Below are 12,627 nucleotides of genomic sequence, written 5' to 3' on the forward strand. Positions count from 1 at the left end.
ATCGTATGGCGGGCCAGTCATTGTCGGGTGGTTGGACGTGGAGGCTAGGGGATTCGAACCCCTGACAACCTGCTTGCAAAGCAGGCGCTCTACCAACTGAGCTAAGCCCCCGGCGGGGTGATGCGCTGGCCCGGAAGGACTCGAACCTTCAACGGCGCGATTAACAATCGCGTGCTCTGCCATTTGAGCTACGGACCACTGTTTGTAGGTGGGGCTGAGACTTGACCCACCCGTGACGGTCTCTCGTCGGATTATCGTTTCCCGACTTGTCCACCAGCTCCCGCTGGTACCCGCCGCGCCGAGCTGCTAACGGCAGCCACTCGTCATGCCACGGTCTACTCCGCAGGTTTGGGTCTGCTGCACGAATAGGTGACATCTGAGTTGGCTTGCCCAGCATGGGCGGGCTGGAAGGATGTCCCCATGGCAAGGCCCTACCCCCGCGAGTTCCGCGACGACGTCGTCCGGGTCGCTCGCAACCGCGATGACGGTGTAACGATCGAGCAGATCGCCACCGATTTCGGAGTGCACCCGATGACGCTGCAGAAATGGCTCCGTCAGGCCGACATCGACGAAGGCACCAAGCCCGGCAAGAGCGCCAGCGAGTCCGGTGAGCTGCGCGAAGCCCGACGGCGGATCAAACTGCTAGAGCAAGAGAACGAGGTGCTGCGTCGGGCCGCAGCGTATTTATCGCAGGCCAATCTGCCGGGAAAGGGTCTACCCGCTCGTGAAAGAGCTCGCCGCCGACGGGATCCCCGTCGCGGTGACGTGCCGGGTACTCAAGCTCTCCCGCCAACCGTATTACCGCTGGCTGGCCGACCCCATCACCGAGGCCGAACTCATCGAGGCCTACCGCGCCAATGCGCTGTTCGACGCGCACGCAGACGATCCGGAGTTCGGCTACCGCTACCTCGTGGAGGAGGCGCGCGATGCCGGCGAGCCGATGGCCGAGCGCACCGCATGGCGGATCTGCTCGCAGAATCGACTGTGGAGCGTGTTTGGTAAGAAACGCGGCAAGAACGGCAAAGTCGGGCCGCCGGTGCACGACGATCTTGTCGAGCGTGACTTCACCGCTGAAGGGCCAAATCAGTTGTGGCTCAGTGACATCACTGAGCACCGCACCGGTGAGGGCAAGCTCTACCTCTGTGCGATTAAGGACGTGTTCTCCAACCGGATCGTCGGCTACAGCATCGACTCCCGAATGAAGTCACAACTGGCCATCCGGGCACTACACAGCGCGGTAGCCCGACGCGGAGATGTCGCGGGGTGCATTCTGCACTCGGATCGCGGATCTCAGTTCCGGTCAAGGAAATTCGTACACGCCTTGAATCAACACGAGATGGTCGGCTCTATGGGCCGTGTCGGAGCCGCCGGCGACAACGCCGCCATGGAGAGCTTCTTTAGCCTGCTGCAGAAGAACGTGCTCGACCGCCGCCGCTGGGACACCCGAGAACAACTCCGTATCGCGATCGTCACCTGGATCGAGCGCACCTACCACCGGCGCCGCCGCCAGTCCGGCCTCGGGCGGTTGACCCCGATCGAATTCGAAGCAATCATGACCACACCGGCCAGTCAGGCCGCGTGACCGAAACTGTCACCTGATCGTGCAGCAGACCCTTTCGCTTCGCGCAGGAGCAGCTAACCCCTACGCTGCACTACCGCCTCACGGACAGCCGATCGCCTTGCGAGTTCACGGCTGCCTCGATTCCCCTTGCGAGGTCGAGGATTACGGCGCTGTCGGACCATGGCAGGGAAAGGCTTTCGCTTGAGTGCACGCCGGATTTGAACCAGCGACCCTTCGTTTACAGACGATTGCTCTACCGATTGAGCTAGTGCTTGACTGAGGATGTGCTCTCCCGCGAAGTTCCGTGACCTTTTGAGTCACAGAATGCTTCACACCCTCACGCTTGGCTGCCAGGCCGCTGCGCTCTCCCGCTTCGACCGATCCGCCGACCGGCATCTGCGTTCATGGGTTCCGCCCTCGCTTGGCGCGCTCGGACTAGGTGGAACCCTTCCGCGTCGAGAGCGTCCCTCGCCGTGCGCGGTGCTCCGCAGTGCGTCACTGCGGTGAGGTCAGCATTCGCCATTCCTCACACCTGGCTCGGGCCGCTCACCGCCCCCAGTAGAGACGATCCAACGACGCGGATTGCATGGGGTACCGCACCTTTCGGTGTGGCGGCGAGCTGTCAGCCTCGCCTTTCGCCGGGATCGCTCCCGGGTATGAGCCATGCCTCTTTGTACCCGTCAGGGGACTCGAACCCCCACGCCCTCTCGGACACCGGTTCCTGAAACCGGGGCGTCTTCCATTTCCGCCAAACGGGCATTGTGTCAGGCGCACTCCAAGCCGCGGTGTTCGGCGGAGTTGAACCTAGTGCGGATGACGGGGATCGAACCCGCGGCCTTCTCGTTGGCAACGAGACGCGCTACCAGCTGCGCCACATCCACGTCAGCCCACGACTTTCGACCAGCTGCAGCTGACTTGCCCAGCGCGGCCGACACCGCCGTATTGCCCCTGCATGGACCGAGGGGATCCGGGTCTGACGGTTCCGCGTTCCGCTCGCGCAGCGGATGGTTACCGACAACCGTGGAGCCTTCACCGGGGATCGAACCCGGGGCCTCGCCCATACCAAGGGCGCGCTCGTGCCACTGAGCTATGAAGGCAGTGTGTTGCGAAAAGCGAGAGCCCCAAGCCGGATTCGAACCGGCGACACTCCGCTTACAGGGCGGACGCTCTGGCCAGACTGAGCTATCAGGGCAGGTGCGTTCAGCACGGACCCGCGGCGTTGTCCGCTGCGTTGTTGGGTCAAGTCCAGGGACGTGGTGTATGACGTCGTCGTGTGATTCTTCGAGGTAGTTGGGTCAGGCGGGCAGTGCCGCGGGGGTAGCCTCCTGTTCGGTTGGGGTGTCGTTGACGGTGCGTGATTTGCTCAGAACGTCGAGGCCGAGGTAGCGCCGCGACTCGGCCCATTCGTCGTGTTGTTCGGCCAGCACTGCTCCGACGAGACGGATCAGGGCCGCGCGGTCGGGGAAGATGCCCACGACGTCGGTGCGCCGGCGGATCTCCTTGTTGAGTCGTTCCTGGGGATTGTTGCTCCAGATCTGGCGCCAGATCTGCTTGGGGAACGCGGTGAACGCCAGCAGATCCGGCCGCGCCGCTTCGAGGTGATCGGCGACATTGGGCAGCTTGTCGGACAATGCGTCGATGATCCGATCATATTGAGCAGCAACGGATTCAGCGTCAGGTTGGTCGAACACCGAGTGCAGCAGGGTGCGCACCCAGGGCCACGAACTCTTGGGAGTGACGGACATCAGGTTGGTCGTGTAGTGGGTTCTGCAGCGCTGCCACGCCGCTCCGGGCAGGGTGGCCCCGATGGCGGCGACCAGCCCGGCGTGGGCGTCGCTGGTGACCAGTTTGACCCCGGACAGGCCGCGGGCGGTCAACGACCGCCAGAACGTCAACCAGCCCGCCCCGTCCTCAGCGGTCGTGACATCGATTCCCAGGATCTCGCGGTAGCCCTCGGCGTTGACCCCGACGGCGATCAGGGCGTGCACGTTGACCACCCGGCCGGCTTCACGCACCTTGAGCACCAGAGCGTCCGCAGCGACGAACGTATACGGGCCGGCATCGAGCGGCCGGGTCCGGAACGCCTCCACGGCGGCGTCGAGTTCCTTGGCCATCACCGACACCTGCGACTTCGACAACGACGTGATGCCCAGGGTCTCGACCAGCTTGTCCATCCGCCGCGTCGAGACACCAAGCAGGTAACACGTCGCCACCACCGTGGTCAGGGCCCGCTCGGCGCGTTTACGGCGCTCCAGCAGCCAGTCCGGGAAGTAGGATCCTTGCCGCAGCTTCGGGATCGCAAGATCCAAAGTCCCTGCACGGGTGTCGAATTGACGGTGTCGGTAGCCGTTGCGGGAATTGGTGCGCTCAGCCGAGCGTTCGCCGTAGCCGGCACCGCATAGGGCGTCGGCTTCGGCGCCCATCAGGGTGTGGATGAACGTGGCCAGCAGCTCGCGCAGCACGTCGGGATGGGCAGTGGTGAGTCGTTCGGCCAGCACAGTGGGCAGATCGATATTGTGGGCAGTGGTCATCGCGTCGATTCCTTTGCTCGAGTGACTTTGGACGGTCTCTCGAAGAATCACGCGATGACCTTCAATCACTCGGCTACGACACGCCGGTACCGCTGATCAGGTCCGACTCGTACACCACCTTGATGGACGCAACCCGTTGTTGGCACGGCTGCGATTGGCAGCCGTGCGACATTCATGGCTGCCCCGCCTGGATTTGAACCAAGACGAACTGATCCAGAATCAGTCATGCTGCCAGCTACATCACGGGGCAAGGTTCTTGGTGCGGTTATGGTCCGCCGACCTGCTGCCCCGGAAGGGATCGAACCTTCAACCTCCCGGTCCAAAGCCAGGCGCAACTACCGAATTGTGCTACGGGGCATCGAAACTGTGGCTCCCGCGGGAGTCGAACCCGCACGCCCATGAGGGCACCGGTGTTTGAGGCCGGCGCGGCTGCCAGTTACGCCAGAGAGCCAGTGTTGCAGCGTGTGCGAGCAATCTTGCATGGAGCGGACGACGGGCATCGAACCCGCGACATCCACCTTGGAAGGGTGGCGCTCTGCCAGCTGAGCTACATCCGCATATGGGCGGTCGGCGGTACGTTTTCACGCCTATCGATGCCGCCCAGGCAGGCTCTGACACCGGAGGATCTCGCGAGTTGGATAGATGGCCGGATGGCGGTGGCTGCGGCACTGCGGCCGTGTACCCGGCGTCACCGGTGATATGTGTGCGGGACTGACCATCCGCACGTCTCGCCTGGTGCGCCGCGAGGGGATCGAACCCCCGGCCCGCTGATTAAGAGTCAGCTGCTCTACCGACTGAGCTAGCGGCGCGTAACCGTCTCTGCTGCAGCAATATTCACTGATTCAGCAGAGACGGTTTCACATGCGCACGACGTCTTGGGGACGTCGGTGCGCGTGAATTTCCGGGCGCATGGCGGCGCCCGATCGCTGTCCCGCGCGGGGGAGTGCGGCGAAGTGGCACGTCTGGCTGACCGGGTTCGTGGCCCCTTGGGGCCTCGGTCGCCGAGGCGGTTTGTTCGCCAATCCCACTGCGGGACAGCGCATCACACACTGTGAAGTTCTCAAGTTGCGGTGCGGACCTGAACAGTTCAAGTGCCGCGGGCCGAAGCCGGTCCGCTTTGGGCGGGGTCCGTATCCGGCGGCGAGAAGAATGGTGCTACGGATTTGGCGGTTTGTAAAGCGGAATTATCCGAATTGCACTGTGGTGCAACATATTTGAAAACATGTTGAACTACAGGAACGTCAAGCGACGTCCCTGCCTGCGCAAACGAAGAGTTTGTGATTCTTATGAGAGTTGTTTTCTGGCCCTAGCTTCCGGTCGGGGCGCTCGTCCATTACTTGGACGGAAAGGTCAAACCGGGATGACCGGAAGCATCGGGAGCCACTGAAATACAGGTACTGGGCCTGGGTTGGCTGCAGTTTCTCGATGACCGATTCCAGCCACGACAAGGCCGCCGTGGGTGCAAAGCGCACCCCGGCGGTCATCTCATTGCGGCGTATCGAGGCCATGGGTCGACGGTAGCACCGGCCGCCGACGAATCCGAGCGAAATTCTCGACACGCCGACGTAGGTGATGCTGCGACCGAATCAAGCTGCCAACCAACCAGTTCGGGCTGTGGCTCGAGGTCAATCTCTACTGGGGCGAGGAGTATCAGCTACTCGGCGTGCCCATGTTGCGAGGACATGACATCACTCCTCAGCGACAAACCCCGGGACCGTAGCGGCGGATCATGCCCTCTAACCATTCTCTGCCGACCGGGTTGGCGGTGTGCACAAACACCTTTGCCGGCCAATCGCCGCGCTCGCACAGAGCCAGCACCACCGGCCGGGTTGTGTCCTCACCACCGAGGTCGTGGTCGAGGCTGATGGCCTCGACTATGACGTCCCCGAGCAGATGTGCCAACGCTTCAGCTGACGTCCGCGCCCACACCCATCCGGCCGGCGCCGGCCGCTCGTCATCGACCCAAAGGAGCATGCACCGATTCTGTAGCTTCGCTGCTCGACGAGCATCATTATTTATGCCCGCTCGGTTTTGTTTAGCGGACAATCACCCGTCGCGGTCGGTGACAATAGATGCCATGACCATGGCATCAGAAATTCTTACCGGCCTGCGTGATCTTTGCCGGGAACGCAAAACCCTCAACGGATCCCCGTATCTCACCGACAGTGAGTTCGGGTTGATCGACGCGGCGCTCGAAGAGCTCGGTCCGCCCGGAATGGGTGGTGCGCGGGAATGGCACGACTCGCTCAAACGATGCCTGTTCGATCCAGTATCGGCAGAGCATCTCTGAGGTCCGCGCCGCGGACGTGTCACGCATGCATTGTCAGTAACTCTGGCGGGCAACGGAAGTCCCCAGCCCAGCGAGAGGAAAAGCGGTGAAGACTCCAGCGCGCGCGCAGGACACGGCCATGCGGCGGTCAACGACGAGATTTGGGTTGTTCAGGTTGCTCCTGGTGGGGTGCGCGCTGGTCACCGCGGTGATCGCGACGGGTGCACCGTCCTCAGCCGACCCGGAGGGTGATCCGCCACCGCCGCCGCCGGCATCGGCGTGCCCCGCAGCCGGGCCAGCACCATCGGCGACCACTGTCACCGTGACCGCAACGTACACCCCGCCGCCGATTCCCACCTTCAAGCCGACGCTGATGCCATACCCGGGAAGCTCAAACTAGTCGATGACGCGACGCACGGCGCAGCTCGCGCCTGACTGCAGGATGTGCCGTTACAGAACCGATGATCACCGTCATGAGTGATGAAGTCTGGCCCATCCCAGATGAACTGAGCACAGAGGGGGCCGCGGCGGCACAGGTCATTCGAGAATTTCTGAAAGAACACGGACTCGAAAACCACGGTGGCGGTGGCCATTTCTACACACCGCAGCAGTGGCTCGATCGGGGCGAGCAGCACGGCATCTCCTCGCTGCTGATCATCACCCATGACGGCGGTGACCACGCCTGCGCCTTCAACCTGGACTACGGCCAGTACGAACTACATGATCAGCTCCAGGACCGGCTTCGGCGGGCGGGCGTGTTCGCCGAAGCATGCACCACGTGGTACAGCGCCATCCATCGCGTCTAGCGGCCTCGGGTGCCGCTGATCGGCCTCCCTCACGGTCGAACATCGATCGGCGCAGGGTCGATCGCGCCGGCAGGGATCCGGTTTGCAGCTGCGGTTTTCGCGCAATGTGCTGCGTGCAGAAACGATTCTTCGATCGTCGTCGCTGATTTCGGGCAGTATGCCCATCCGTAGACCGCGCCGTCCGATTCAGGTGCGAGTCCCCCACTTTCGCTGATCTTCGCTCAGGGATGGTGGTTGCGTAGCGCGGTCAGACGCGTTCCAGTTCTTCGGGAGCAAACTCGGTGTGGACGGTCCCGCTGGCCAGTACAGCGGTGACTGAAACGCTGACCTGCTGCAAGTCGTTGAGCCCGACGCTACGAACAGTGGCGACATCACCCGGGTTGACTGGCACGACTCCGCTGCGATGAACAAGGATTCGCACTTTGCTTCCAGTCGAGAAATCATCGGCGACGCTCATTGCGGGCTCCTTCGATGCACCTGTAGAACATGGTCTCCGTACGGGTGCGGTTGCTTGCTACCGGAACGTGGCCGGGGGGCCTACGCTCCGTCAGCGCGACCGCAGGGACGTGACAGCTACTTCGCTGGGTCGGTGTTGTGTAGATGTTCGACGGTTGCAGAGGAGATCCCGTATTTTTCGGCGAGTTTGGTGACCGTGTTTAGCTTGGTCCACTGCCGGCCGTGCTCAGCGGCGGCGGCGGCGGTTGCTTTGCGAATCGCGGATCGCTGGCTCGCGGTTAGGTGTCGAGCTTCTTCAGCCGGACCTTCCGCCGGTGGCGGAGTCAGCTCTTCCACATGCGCCAGCGCTTCTTCGTCGCCGAGGATGGCGAGGAGTAGGACATCCGCCGCCAGGTGATAGGCCTCGGCCAAAGCCACCAGCTCGGTCACTCGGCATGGCCGCTCACCGCGTTCAATGCGCGAAAGTACGCGCCAATCGAGACCGGCAGCGTCGGCGGCGTCACGTAGATCGAGGCAGCATTCGCCGCGGGCGACTTTCAGAGCGGCGCCCACCGCGGTGTCTGGAAGGTCGAATGTGCGCTGCGCATGAATTGGCATGGAGCGGCTTTCCTCTCTATCGCTGCGATTCTCCAAAGCAGAGAATACCGATCGGCCCCCATGCCCGTCTATGGGGCGCGACCGGGACGTGACATCTCCGCGAGCAGCGGTCACCACCTTTTGGCGTGCTCGTCGTGGTCAGAGGTTTTGGTCTGTCGTCGGTTACTTGCTTTTCGTGAGTGTTTCCGTCCGATCGCGGCTTGCGGTTGGCGCATACCTCCCCGAAACGAGGCCTGACTTTCCCGTCTGACCTGTGGAAACTGTCAACACTGCGGTCAGAATCCTTGCTGCGCTGAGGTTTAACGTAGCTGTCGTGGTAACCGGGGGTGCCTCTGTGTCCGGATACTTGCTAAAACAGAGAACATCCAGATCAGGATATGTAACTAGTAGAACTAATTAAAAATGTAACGCATCTAGATACCCCTACAGGTATCGGGAGAGGGTTCTGCAGAGGCACCCCCGGTTGCCACGACGCCTACCTGTTGATGCAGGTAGATGCCAGCGGCGACGGATTTATTGACCGTTTCACCAGGTCAGACGGGCAACTTACCTCTCATCTCGGGAAGGTATGCGCCAGCGCAGCGAAGGGTGAGTCGACGATCCGCAGCGAGACTCGATTGCGTGGTCTCTAAAATAGAGAATTTGATCGAATGCATGCCTCACTGCGTCGCGACGGAACGGAGACGGACCCATGGCTGACAGCGACACCGAAAGGGATGCCACCGATGCCCACCGGCTCGCCGCGGTTGCAGCGGTGCTCGAAATCTTGCGGATGCAGCGCCAGCACTGCTCGCGGTGCGTCACCGCCGAAGGCATCGACGCCGTGCGGCGGGAAGCGATTGAGGAGATTCGGGCCATCACAGCCGAGGGGTGGGCTCCTGAACAGGTCCCAGGCATCGGTGCTGTTTCGTGGTTCGGGCGTGATCGAGTGGGGGAGTTGTGAGCTTCAAGCGGGGTGACGGTGTGGTCTTCGTGCGGACCGAGCGTGTGGTCGTGCTCGGTGAGCCGACTCGCGAGCGCGAAAGCGTTGTGGTCGGTGTGGTCACCTCGGTGACGCGTGACGGGCGAATTAAGGCATACCGCAACGCAACCTGCGAACGCACCGTGGTGACGCTGCGGTCGACGTCGCTGGAACACCGCGCTATGGCCTACCGGCTCCCGGCCGGCAGCTGGGACATGTGCAAGGTGGCGGAATACTGCGCAGCCAGGCCGTGGGCCCACGCCCCTGAGCACGTTGGGGCTCCGTTCGACGGTCTCGAGCAGGCTAGGGCCGAGCTCGGGCAGTTTCGGCGCGTAGATGTCTGAGAACGCGCCGAGTCGATGTGGTTTGCCTGCCCTCCCTCACCGACGACAGTCGCGGAAACCGGGCGCGGCGTGGTTTACCGCCAGCCCACGTTCTGGCGTCCCTTTAGAACGGAGCTGGGCCGACGATGAGTGGTGGCGGGACCGCAATCCCGGCGCCAGTGTCGCCCGGGGCCTGATGTGGGCGCTAGTGATCTCCGCGGCCCTGTGGGTGCTTCTGGCCGTCGCGGTGTACCTGGTGCTCTCGACATGATCGCTTGGTATGCGCAGATGCCCCGTCCTTTGGAGCGGTGAGAATGTCAATGTCTCACGATGGCAGCTGTTCCGGCGGCGCATTTTCAGCCTGCGGTGTGCGCCGTGCGCTCAACATCTTGCGGGCGACCGCGCCGATCACTGCGCCGAACCCGCCAGCCGCAGCGAAACAGATTGCGGCATAGATAATGACCGTGTTCATGGGACCTCCGGGGCTGTGTGGTGGGTGAAGCTTGGGGGAGGACCTAGCCAGCGACTGAGGGCGGACGTTAGCGGGCGCCGGTGCTTTGGACGGCGATCGGCGCGGTGCCGGTGTTGCGGTGGCGCGTGTGTTGCAGACGCTTACCCGCTGCAGCTGAGTTCGCGAGCGACCAGCGGCAGCCCCAAATCCAGCAGGTAGTGGCCGGCGGCATCGGTGAGCATCGGGCGCTCGGCAATCATCTGGCGCCCGTTCGGGCCCGGTGCAAACTCCTGGACCCACGCCGCGCTGCCGCGAACAAACCTCAACTCCAGGCCGGGATTTGCACCCAGGCGGCGGCAGTGGTCGACCACCGCGACAAGCGTCGAGCGGTCCACGACCGGACACATCCAGCCGTTCGCATCGTTGGCGCCGCCGAAAGCGGTGAATACTTCGGTGTCTCCGGCGAAACTGAACTCGAATCTCATTCGTCGCTGCCGGCATTGTCGGCGGACCGTTGCTGCTGCACAGCGCGGCGCACCAGTTCATCGGCACTGATATTCAGGCCCGCTGCCAGCAGCACCAGCTCGGCGACGCGGCACGGGCGCTCACCGCGCTCGATGCGTGAGACCACGCTCGCGTCGATGCCGGTAACGCCCGCCAGATGGTCCTGGTGCATTTTCTGCTGTTGCCGCACATTGCGTATGGCGGCGCCGAGCCCGGCGTTGGTCATGCCGGCGTTGACTGCCGGGGCTCGATTGGCGCCTGGGTGCTGTGGTGCCACTGTCGCGGTCTTCATGTGTCACGGCTCCTCATGTCTCTAAAATAGAGAATATCAGAACTGGCTGTGGTCTTCGGCTTCCGGAGGGCTGCTGCCCTCGGCGATTCGCAGCCGGGACCGCCGGACTCGCGCCGCATGGTGTCCATACCGCTCTGATTGACCACCCTCACGCCTTGAAACGCACCGGCTGTCCGAGCCTGTGCCAGGCGAGGAGGACTGCAGGTGCCCTGGTATCTGACCACCCCCCGACAGATCAAGGGGTTCCGTCGCGAACTCAACCGCGTCGACGAGGCCTTGTCGCGTCAAGATGTGCGCGGCCTGGGATCCCCGCTGGCTCGTTTACGCGGTGCGATGGGGCTGGGTGCTGCGGCTGGCGGCTTGGTCCTGGTCGCCGCGTTGGTGACGTCCCTGATCAGCCCGAAGCCCGACGGAAGCGTCGCGGCGATCATGACCACCCGAAACGGGGGCATGTTCGTGCAGTTCAACGGGAGGCTGCACCCGGTCACCAATCTGGCCTCGGCACGGCTGATCGTGGGCAAGCCGGACCCCGCACAAGTGGTCACGGACCTGGCACTTCGATCGATGCCCACCGGGCAGCTCATGGGCATCCCCAGCGCACCCGATCTGCTCGATCCACGAACCGACCGCAAGGCCACGTGGACGGTGTGCGACTGGCGCGACACCGCGGTCCCGCTGTCGCTGTTGCGGGCAGGAGACATCACTACAGCTGTGATAGCCGGCGACGACATGCTCGACGGTGGCGAGGATCTCGGCCGCACCCGCGCCGAATTGGTGCGTCCCACCAGCGATCCTTCGCAGTTGTGGCTGGTGTACCGCGACACTCGCGCGCAGGTCGGGCGCGACGACTTCGCAGCGCAGGCGGCGCTCGGCCTCACCCCCGCGGCGATTGACGCAGCGGTGAATGTATCCCCGTCGCTTTTGGGAACGATCCAGCCCTCTCCTGCGCTGACCGCGCCGCGGCTCGCCGACCAAGGGCAACCCAGCCCAACGGTGAACGGCTCTGCTGTCGGCGATGTGCTCACCGTGGCCACGGCCTCTGGCTCGCGATCGTTCTACCTCGTCGGCAAGACCGGGGTGCAGCTGGTCGGGCCAGTGTTGGCGCAGATGATGATCAACACCGGGTCGGCCCAGAAATTGGTCGAGGATCCGGCGACAGTGCAGAACCTGCCGCGCGTGTCGATCGTGGATGACAGCCGGTTCCCGTCTGCAGTACCGACGTTGACCTCCGATCCCGCGCTGTGCTGGAGCTGGTCGAAGACCGTCGGTGAATTGAGCGCCCACACAAGGGTTTTCACCAGTTCGCGGATGCCGGTCAACGAAGCCGGACGCATCGCTGCGGTCACGCTGCTCCCCAATGACGGGTCCGTCGATCAGGCCACACAATCGGTGACGCGTCCGGGGGCGGGATGGTACGTGCGCACCACAGGCAATAACGCCGACTCGGTGGCATCCGAGCAGCTGCTGTGGATCGATCCAAATGGAACAAGGTATCCGATCGACGCTGTTTTGCCGGAAAGCGGCGGCAGCGCGGCGATCTCCTACGACCCGACTGTCAAAGCGCTCGGCCTGAACTCGATTGCGCCACTTCCGATCCCGTGGGCGGTGGCTCGTCTCTACGCGCCGGGGGCCACGTTGTCGATCAAGAACGCCCAGGTATTGCAGCCGGGAATGATCAAGCCGGCCTCCCAGGTGCCCAGTCCAGCCACCCGCGTCGGTAGTCCCCCTCCGCCGCCCGCGCCGGCGGCGACCCCTGCTGACGCAGCGCCCCCGTCGCAGTCACCTGCAGCTGACGGCGAACCCGCGAACGGCGCTGCCTCGACAACAACAACGGCGTCACCGACCACGTCGACCGACCCCGCCGCGGGCAACTGAA

Annotated in this window: 14 protein-coding genes and 12 tRNA genes; 6 read left to right on the forward strand and 20 right to left on the reverse strand. The window is 63.6% G+C overall.

All coding sequences use genetic code 11. The features are described 5' to 3' along the window. Nucleotides 1–38: 38 nt before the first annotated feature. Together G6N59_RS00450 and G6N59_RS00455 are read right to left on the reverse strand one after the other, a co-directional pair. A tRNA-Ala gene (locus G6N59_RS00450) sits at nucleotides 39–111 on the reverse strand. 14 nt (nucleotides 112–125) lie between these two features. Next, nucleotides 126–198: transfer RNA gene (locus tag G6N59_RS00455), tRNA-Asn, on the reverse strand. Between the two features lie 222 nt (nucleotides 199–420). Here G6N59_RS00455 and G6N59_RS00460 point away from each other — a divergent pair. Next, nucleotides 421–1,582, forward strand: a protein-coding gene (locus tag G6N59_RS00460; RefSeq protein WP_163910766.1) for an IS3 family transposase whose coding sequence is annotated in 2 segments (ribosomal slippage) — nucleotides 421–705 and nucleotides 707–1,582 — 1,161 coding nt in all. Because the reading frame shifts where the segments join, the coding sequence is not laid out codon by codon here. A gap of 182 nt (nucleotides 1,583–1,764) precedes the next feature. Here G6N59_RS00460 and G6N59_RS00465 read toward each other — a convergent pair. From G6N59_RS00465 to G6N59_RS00520, 12 genes are all read right to left on the reverse strand, one after another. Next, nucleotides 1,765–1,839 (reverse strand) — tRNA-OTHER (locus tag G6N59_RS00465). A gap of 396 nt (nucleotides 1,840–2,235) precedes the next feature. After that, nucleotides 2,236–2,319 (reverse strand) — tRNA-Leu (locus G6N59_RS00470). A gap of 50 nt (nucleotides 2,320–2,369) precedes the next feature. Further along, nucleotides 2,370–2,442 (reverse strand) — tRNA-Gly (locus tag G6N59_RS00475). Between the two features lie 140 nt (nucleotides 2,443–2,582). Beyond that, a tRNA-Thr gene (locus G6N59_RS00480) sits at nucleotides 2,583–2,658 on the reverse strand. A 20-nt stretch (nucleotides 2,659–2,678) separates the two neighbouring features. Then, nucleotides 2,679–2,753: transfer RNA gene (locus G6N59_RS00485), tRNA-Thr, on the reverse strand. Between the two features lie 103 nt (nucleotides 2,754–2,856). Further along, nucleotides 2,857–4,092: an IS256 family transposase gene (locus G6N59_RS00490; RefSeq protein ID WP_041799755.1), complete on the reverse strand. Its 1,236-nt coding sequence runs from the start codon at nucleotides 4,090–4,092 to the stop codon at nucleotides 2,857–2,859. A gap of 175 nt (nucleotides 4,093–4,267) precedes the next feature. Then, nucleotides 4,268–4,342 (reverse strand) — tRNA-Gln (locus tag G6N59_RS00495). 33 nt (nucleotides 4,343–4,375) lie between these two features. Then, nucleotides 4,376–4,450 (reverse strand) — tRNA-Gln (locus tag G6N59_RS00500). Nucleotides 4,451–4,459: 9 nt separating this feature from the next. Next, nucleotides 4,460–4,543 (reverse strand) — tRNA-Leu (locus G6N59_RS00505). A gap of 30 nt (nucleotides 4,544–4,573) precedes the next feature. After that, nucleotides 4,574–4,649, reverse strand: a tRNA-Gly gene (locus G6N59_RS00510). Nucleotides 4,650–4,825: 176 nt separating this feature from the next. Beyond that, nucleotides 4,826–4,901 (reverse strand) — tRNA-Lys (locus G6N59_RS00515). Between the two features lie 886 nt (nucleotides 4,902–5,787). Beyond that, nucleotides 5,788–6,066, reverse strand: coding sequence for a cyclic-phosphate processing receiver domain-containing protein (locus G6N59_RS00520; protein WP_138233459.1), 279 nt, complete (start codon nucleotides 6,064–6,066; stop codon nucleotides 5,788–5,790). A gap of 103 nt (nucleotides 6,067–6,169) precedes the next feature. Between G6N59_RS00520 and G6N59_RS00525 the strand changes: the two genes are divergently transcribed. Then, entirely contained in the window at nucleotides 6,170–6,382 is a 213-nt protein-coding gene (locus G6N59_RS00525) for a hypothetical protein (RefSeq protein ID WP_138233458.1), read from the forward strand. A gap of 33 nt (nucleotides 6,383–6,415) precedes the next feature. Here the strand turns inward: G6N59_RS00525 and G6N59_RS00530 are convergent, their stop codons facing one another. Then, nucleotides 6,416–6,724, reverse strand: coding sequence for a hypothetical protein (locus G6N59_RS00530; RefSeq protein WP_138233457.1), 309 nt, complete (start codon nucleotides 6,722–6,724; stop codon nucleotides 6,416–6,418). Nucleotides 6,725–6,834: 110 nt separating this feature from the next. Here G6N59_RS00530 and G6N59_RS00535 point away from each other — a divergent pair, with 110 nt between their 5' ends. Further along, the gene (locus G6N59_RS00535) at nucleotides 6,835–7,167 is read left to right on the forward strand and encodes a hypothetical protein (RefSeq protein ID WP_138233456.1); all 333 of its coding nucleotides are present in this window, start codon (nucleotides 6,835–6,837) and stop codon (nucleotides 7,165–7,167) included. Between the two features lie 247 nt (nucleotides 7,168–7,414). Here the strand turns inward: G6N59_RS00535 and G6N59_RS00540 are convergent, their stop codons facing one another. Beyond that, complete coding sequence (locus G6N59_RS00540) at nucleotides 7,415–7,624, reverse strand: hypothetical protein (RefSeq protein WP_138233455.1); 210 nt, start codon at nucleotides 7,622–7,624, stop codon at nucleotides 7,415–7,417. Nucleotides 7,625–7,740: 116 nt separating this feature from the next. Continuing rightward, complete coding sequence (locus G6N59_RS00545; protein ID WP_234884482.1) at nucleotides 7,741–8,256, reverse strand: helix-turn-helix domain-containing protein; 516 nt, start codon at nucleotides 8,254–8,256, stop codon at nucleotides 7,741–7,743. 655 nt (nucleotides 8,257–8,911) lie between these two features. Between G6N59_RS00545 and G6N59_RS00550 the strand changes: the two genes are divergently transcribed. After that, a complete protein-coding gene (locus tag G6N59_RS00550; protein WP_138233454.1) occupies nucleotides 8,912–9,163 on the forward strand; it encodes a hypothetical protein in 252 nt (83 codons plus the stop codon). Then, nucleotides 9,160–9,525: a hypothetical protein gene (locus G6N59_RS00555; protein ID WP_138233453.1), complete on the forward strand. Its 366-nt coding sequence runs from the start codon at nucleotides 9,160–9,162 to the stop codon at nucleotides 9,523–9,525. The genes G6N59_RS00550 and G6N59_RS00555 overlap by 4 nt, the downstream gene beginning before the upstream one ends. A gap of 304 nt (nucleotides 9,526–9,829) precedes the next feature. Here G6N59_RS00555 and G6N59_RS00560 read toward each other — a convergent pair whose 3' ends face one another. From G6N59_RS00560 to G6N59_RS00570, 3 genes are all read right to left on the reverse strand, one after another. After that, on the reverse strand, nucleotides 9,830–9,976 hold the full coding sequence (locus tag G6N59_RS00560) for a hypothetical protein (protein WP_163910769.1): 147 nt from the start codon (nucleotides 9,974–9,976) through the stop codon (nucleotides 9,830–9,832). Nucleotides 9,977–10,116: 140 nt separating this feature from the next. After that, nucleotides 10,117–10,440 (reverse strand): hypothetical protein, encoded by a 324-nt coding sequence (locus tag G6N59_RS00565; RefSeq protein ID WP_138233452.1) that lies wholly within the window; start codon nucleotides 10,438–10,440, stop codon nucleotides 10,117–10,119. After that, entirely contained in the window at nucleotides 10,437–10,685 is a 249-nt protein-coding gene (locus G6N59_RS00570; protein WP_138233451.1) for a helix-turn-helix domain-containing protein, read from the reverse strand. Before G6N59_RS00570 ends, G6N59_RS00565 begins: the two co-directional genes overlap by 4 nt. A 270-nt stretch (nucleotides 10,686–10,955) precedes the next feature. Here G6N59_RS00570 and eccB point away from each other — a divergent pair, with 270 nt between their 5' ends. After that, nucleotides 10,956–12,626: a type VII secretion protein EccB gene (eccB, locus tag G6N59_RS00575; RefSeq protein ID WP_234884481.1), complete on the forward strand. Its 1,671-nt coding sequence runs from the start codon at nucleotides 10,956–10,958 to the stop codon at nucleotides 12,624–12,626. Nucleotide 12,627: the final 1 nt, after the last annotated feature.

This window comes from Mycolicibacterium aubagnense (assembly GCF_010730955.1).
GTDB classification, from domain to species: domain Bacteria; phylum Actinomycetota; class Actinomycetes; order Mycobacteriales; family Mycobacteriaceae; genus Mycobacterium; species Mycobacterium aubagnense.

Bases quoted from the DNA above. Each gene is read 5' to 3' on its own strand.
- G6N59_RS00490 (WP_041799755.1), bottom strand. From the start codon at position 4,092: ATGACCACTGCCCACAATATCGATCTGCCCACTGTGCTGGCCGAACGA.
- G6N59_RS00520 (WP_138233459.1), bottom strand. From the start codon at position 6,066: ATGCTCCTTTGGGTCGATGACGAGCGGCCGGCGCCGGCCGGATGGGTG.
- G6N59_RS00525 (WP_138233458.1), top strand. From the start codon at position 6,170: ATGACCATGGCATCAGAAATTCTTACCGGCCTGCGTGATCTTTGCCGG.
- G6N59_RS00535 (WP_138233456.1), top strand. From the start codon at position 6,835: ATGAGTGATGAAGTCTGGCCCATCCCAGATGAACTGAGCACAGAGGGG.
- G6N59_RS00540 (WP_138233455.1), bottom strand. From the start codon at position 7,624: ATGAGCGTCGCCGATGATTTCTCGACTGGAAGCAAAGTGCGAATCCTT.
- G6N59_RS00550 (WP_138233454.1), top strand. From the start codon at position 8,912: ATGGCTGACAGCGACACCGAAAGGGATGCCACCGATGCCCACCGGCTC.
- G6N59_RS00560 (WP_163910769.1), bottom strand. From the start codon at position 9,976: ATGAACACGGTCATTATCTATGCCGCAATCTGTTTCGCTGCGGCTGGC.
- G6N59_RS00565 (WP_138233452.1), bottom strand. From the start codon at position 10,440: ATGAGATTCGAGTTCAGTTTCGCCGGAGACACCGAAGTATTCACCGCT.
- G6N59_RS00570 (WP_138233451.1), bottom strand. From the start codon at position 10,685: ATGACCAACGCCGGGCTCGGCGCCGCCATACGCAATGTGCGGCAACAG.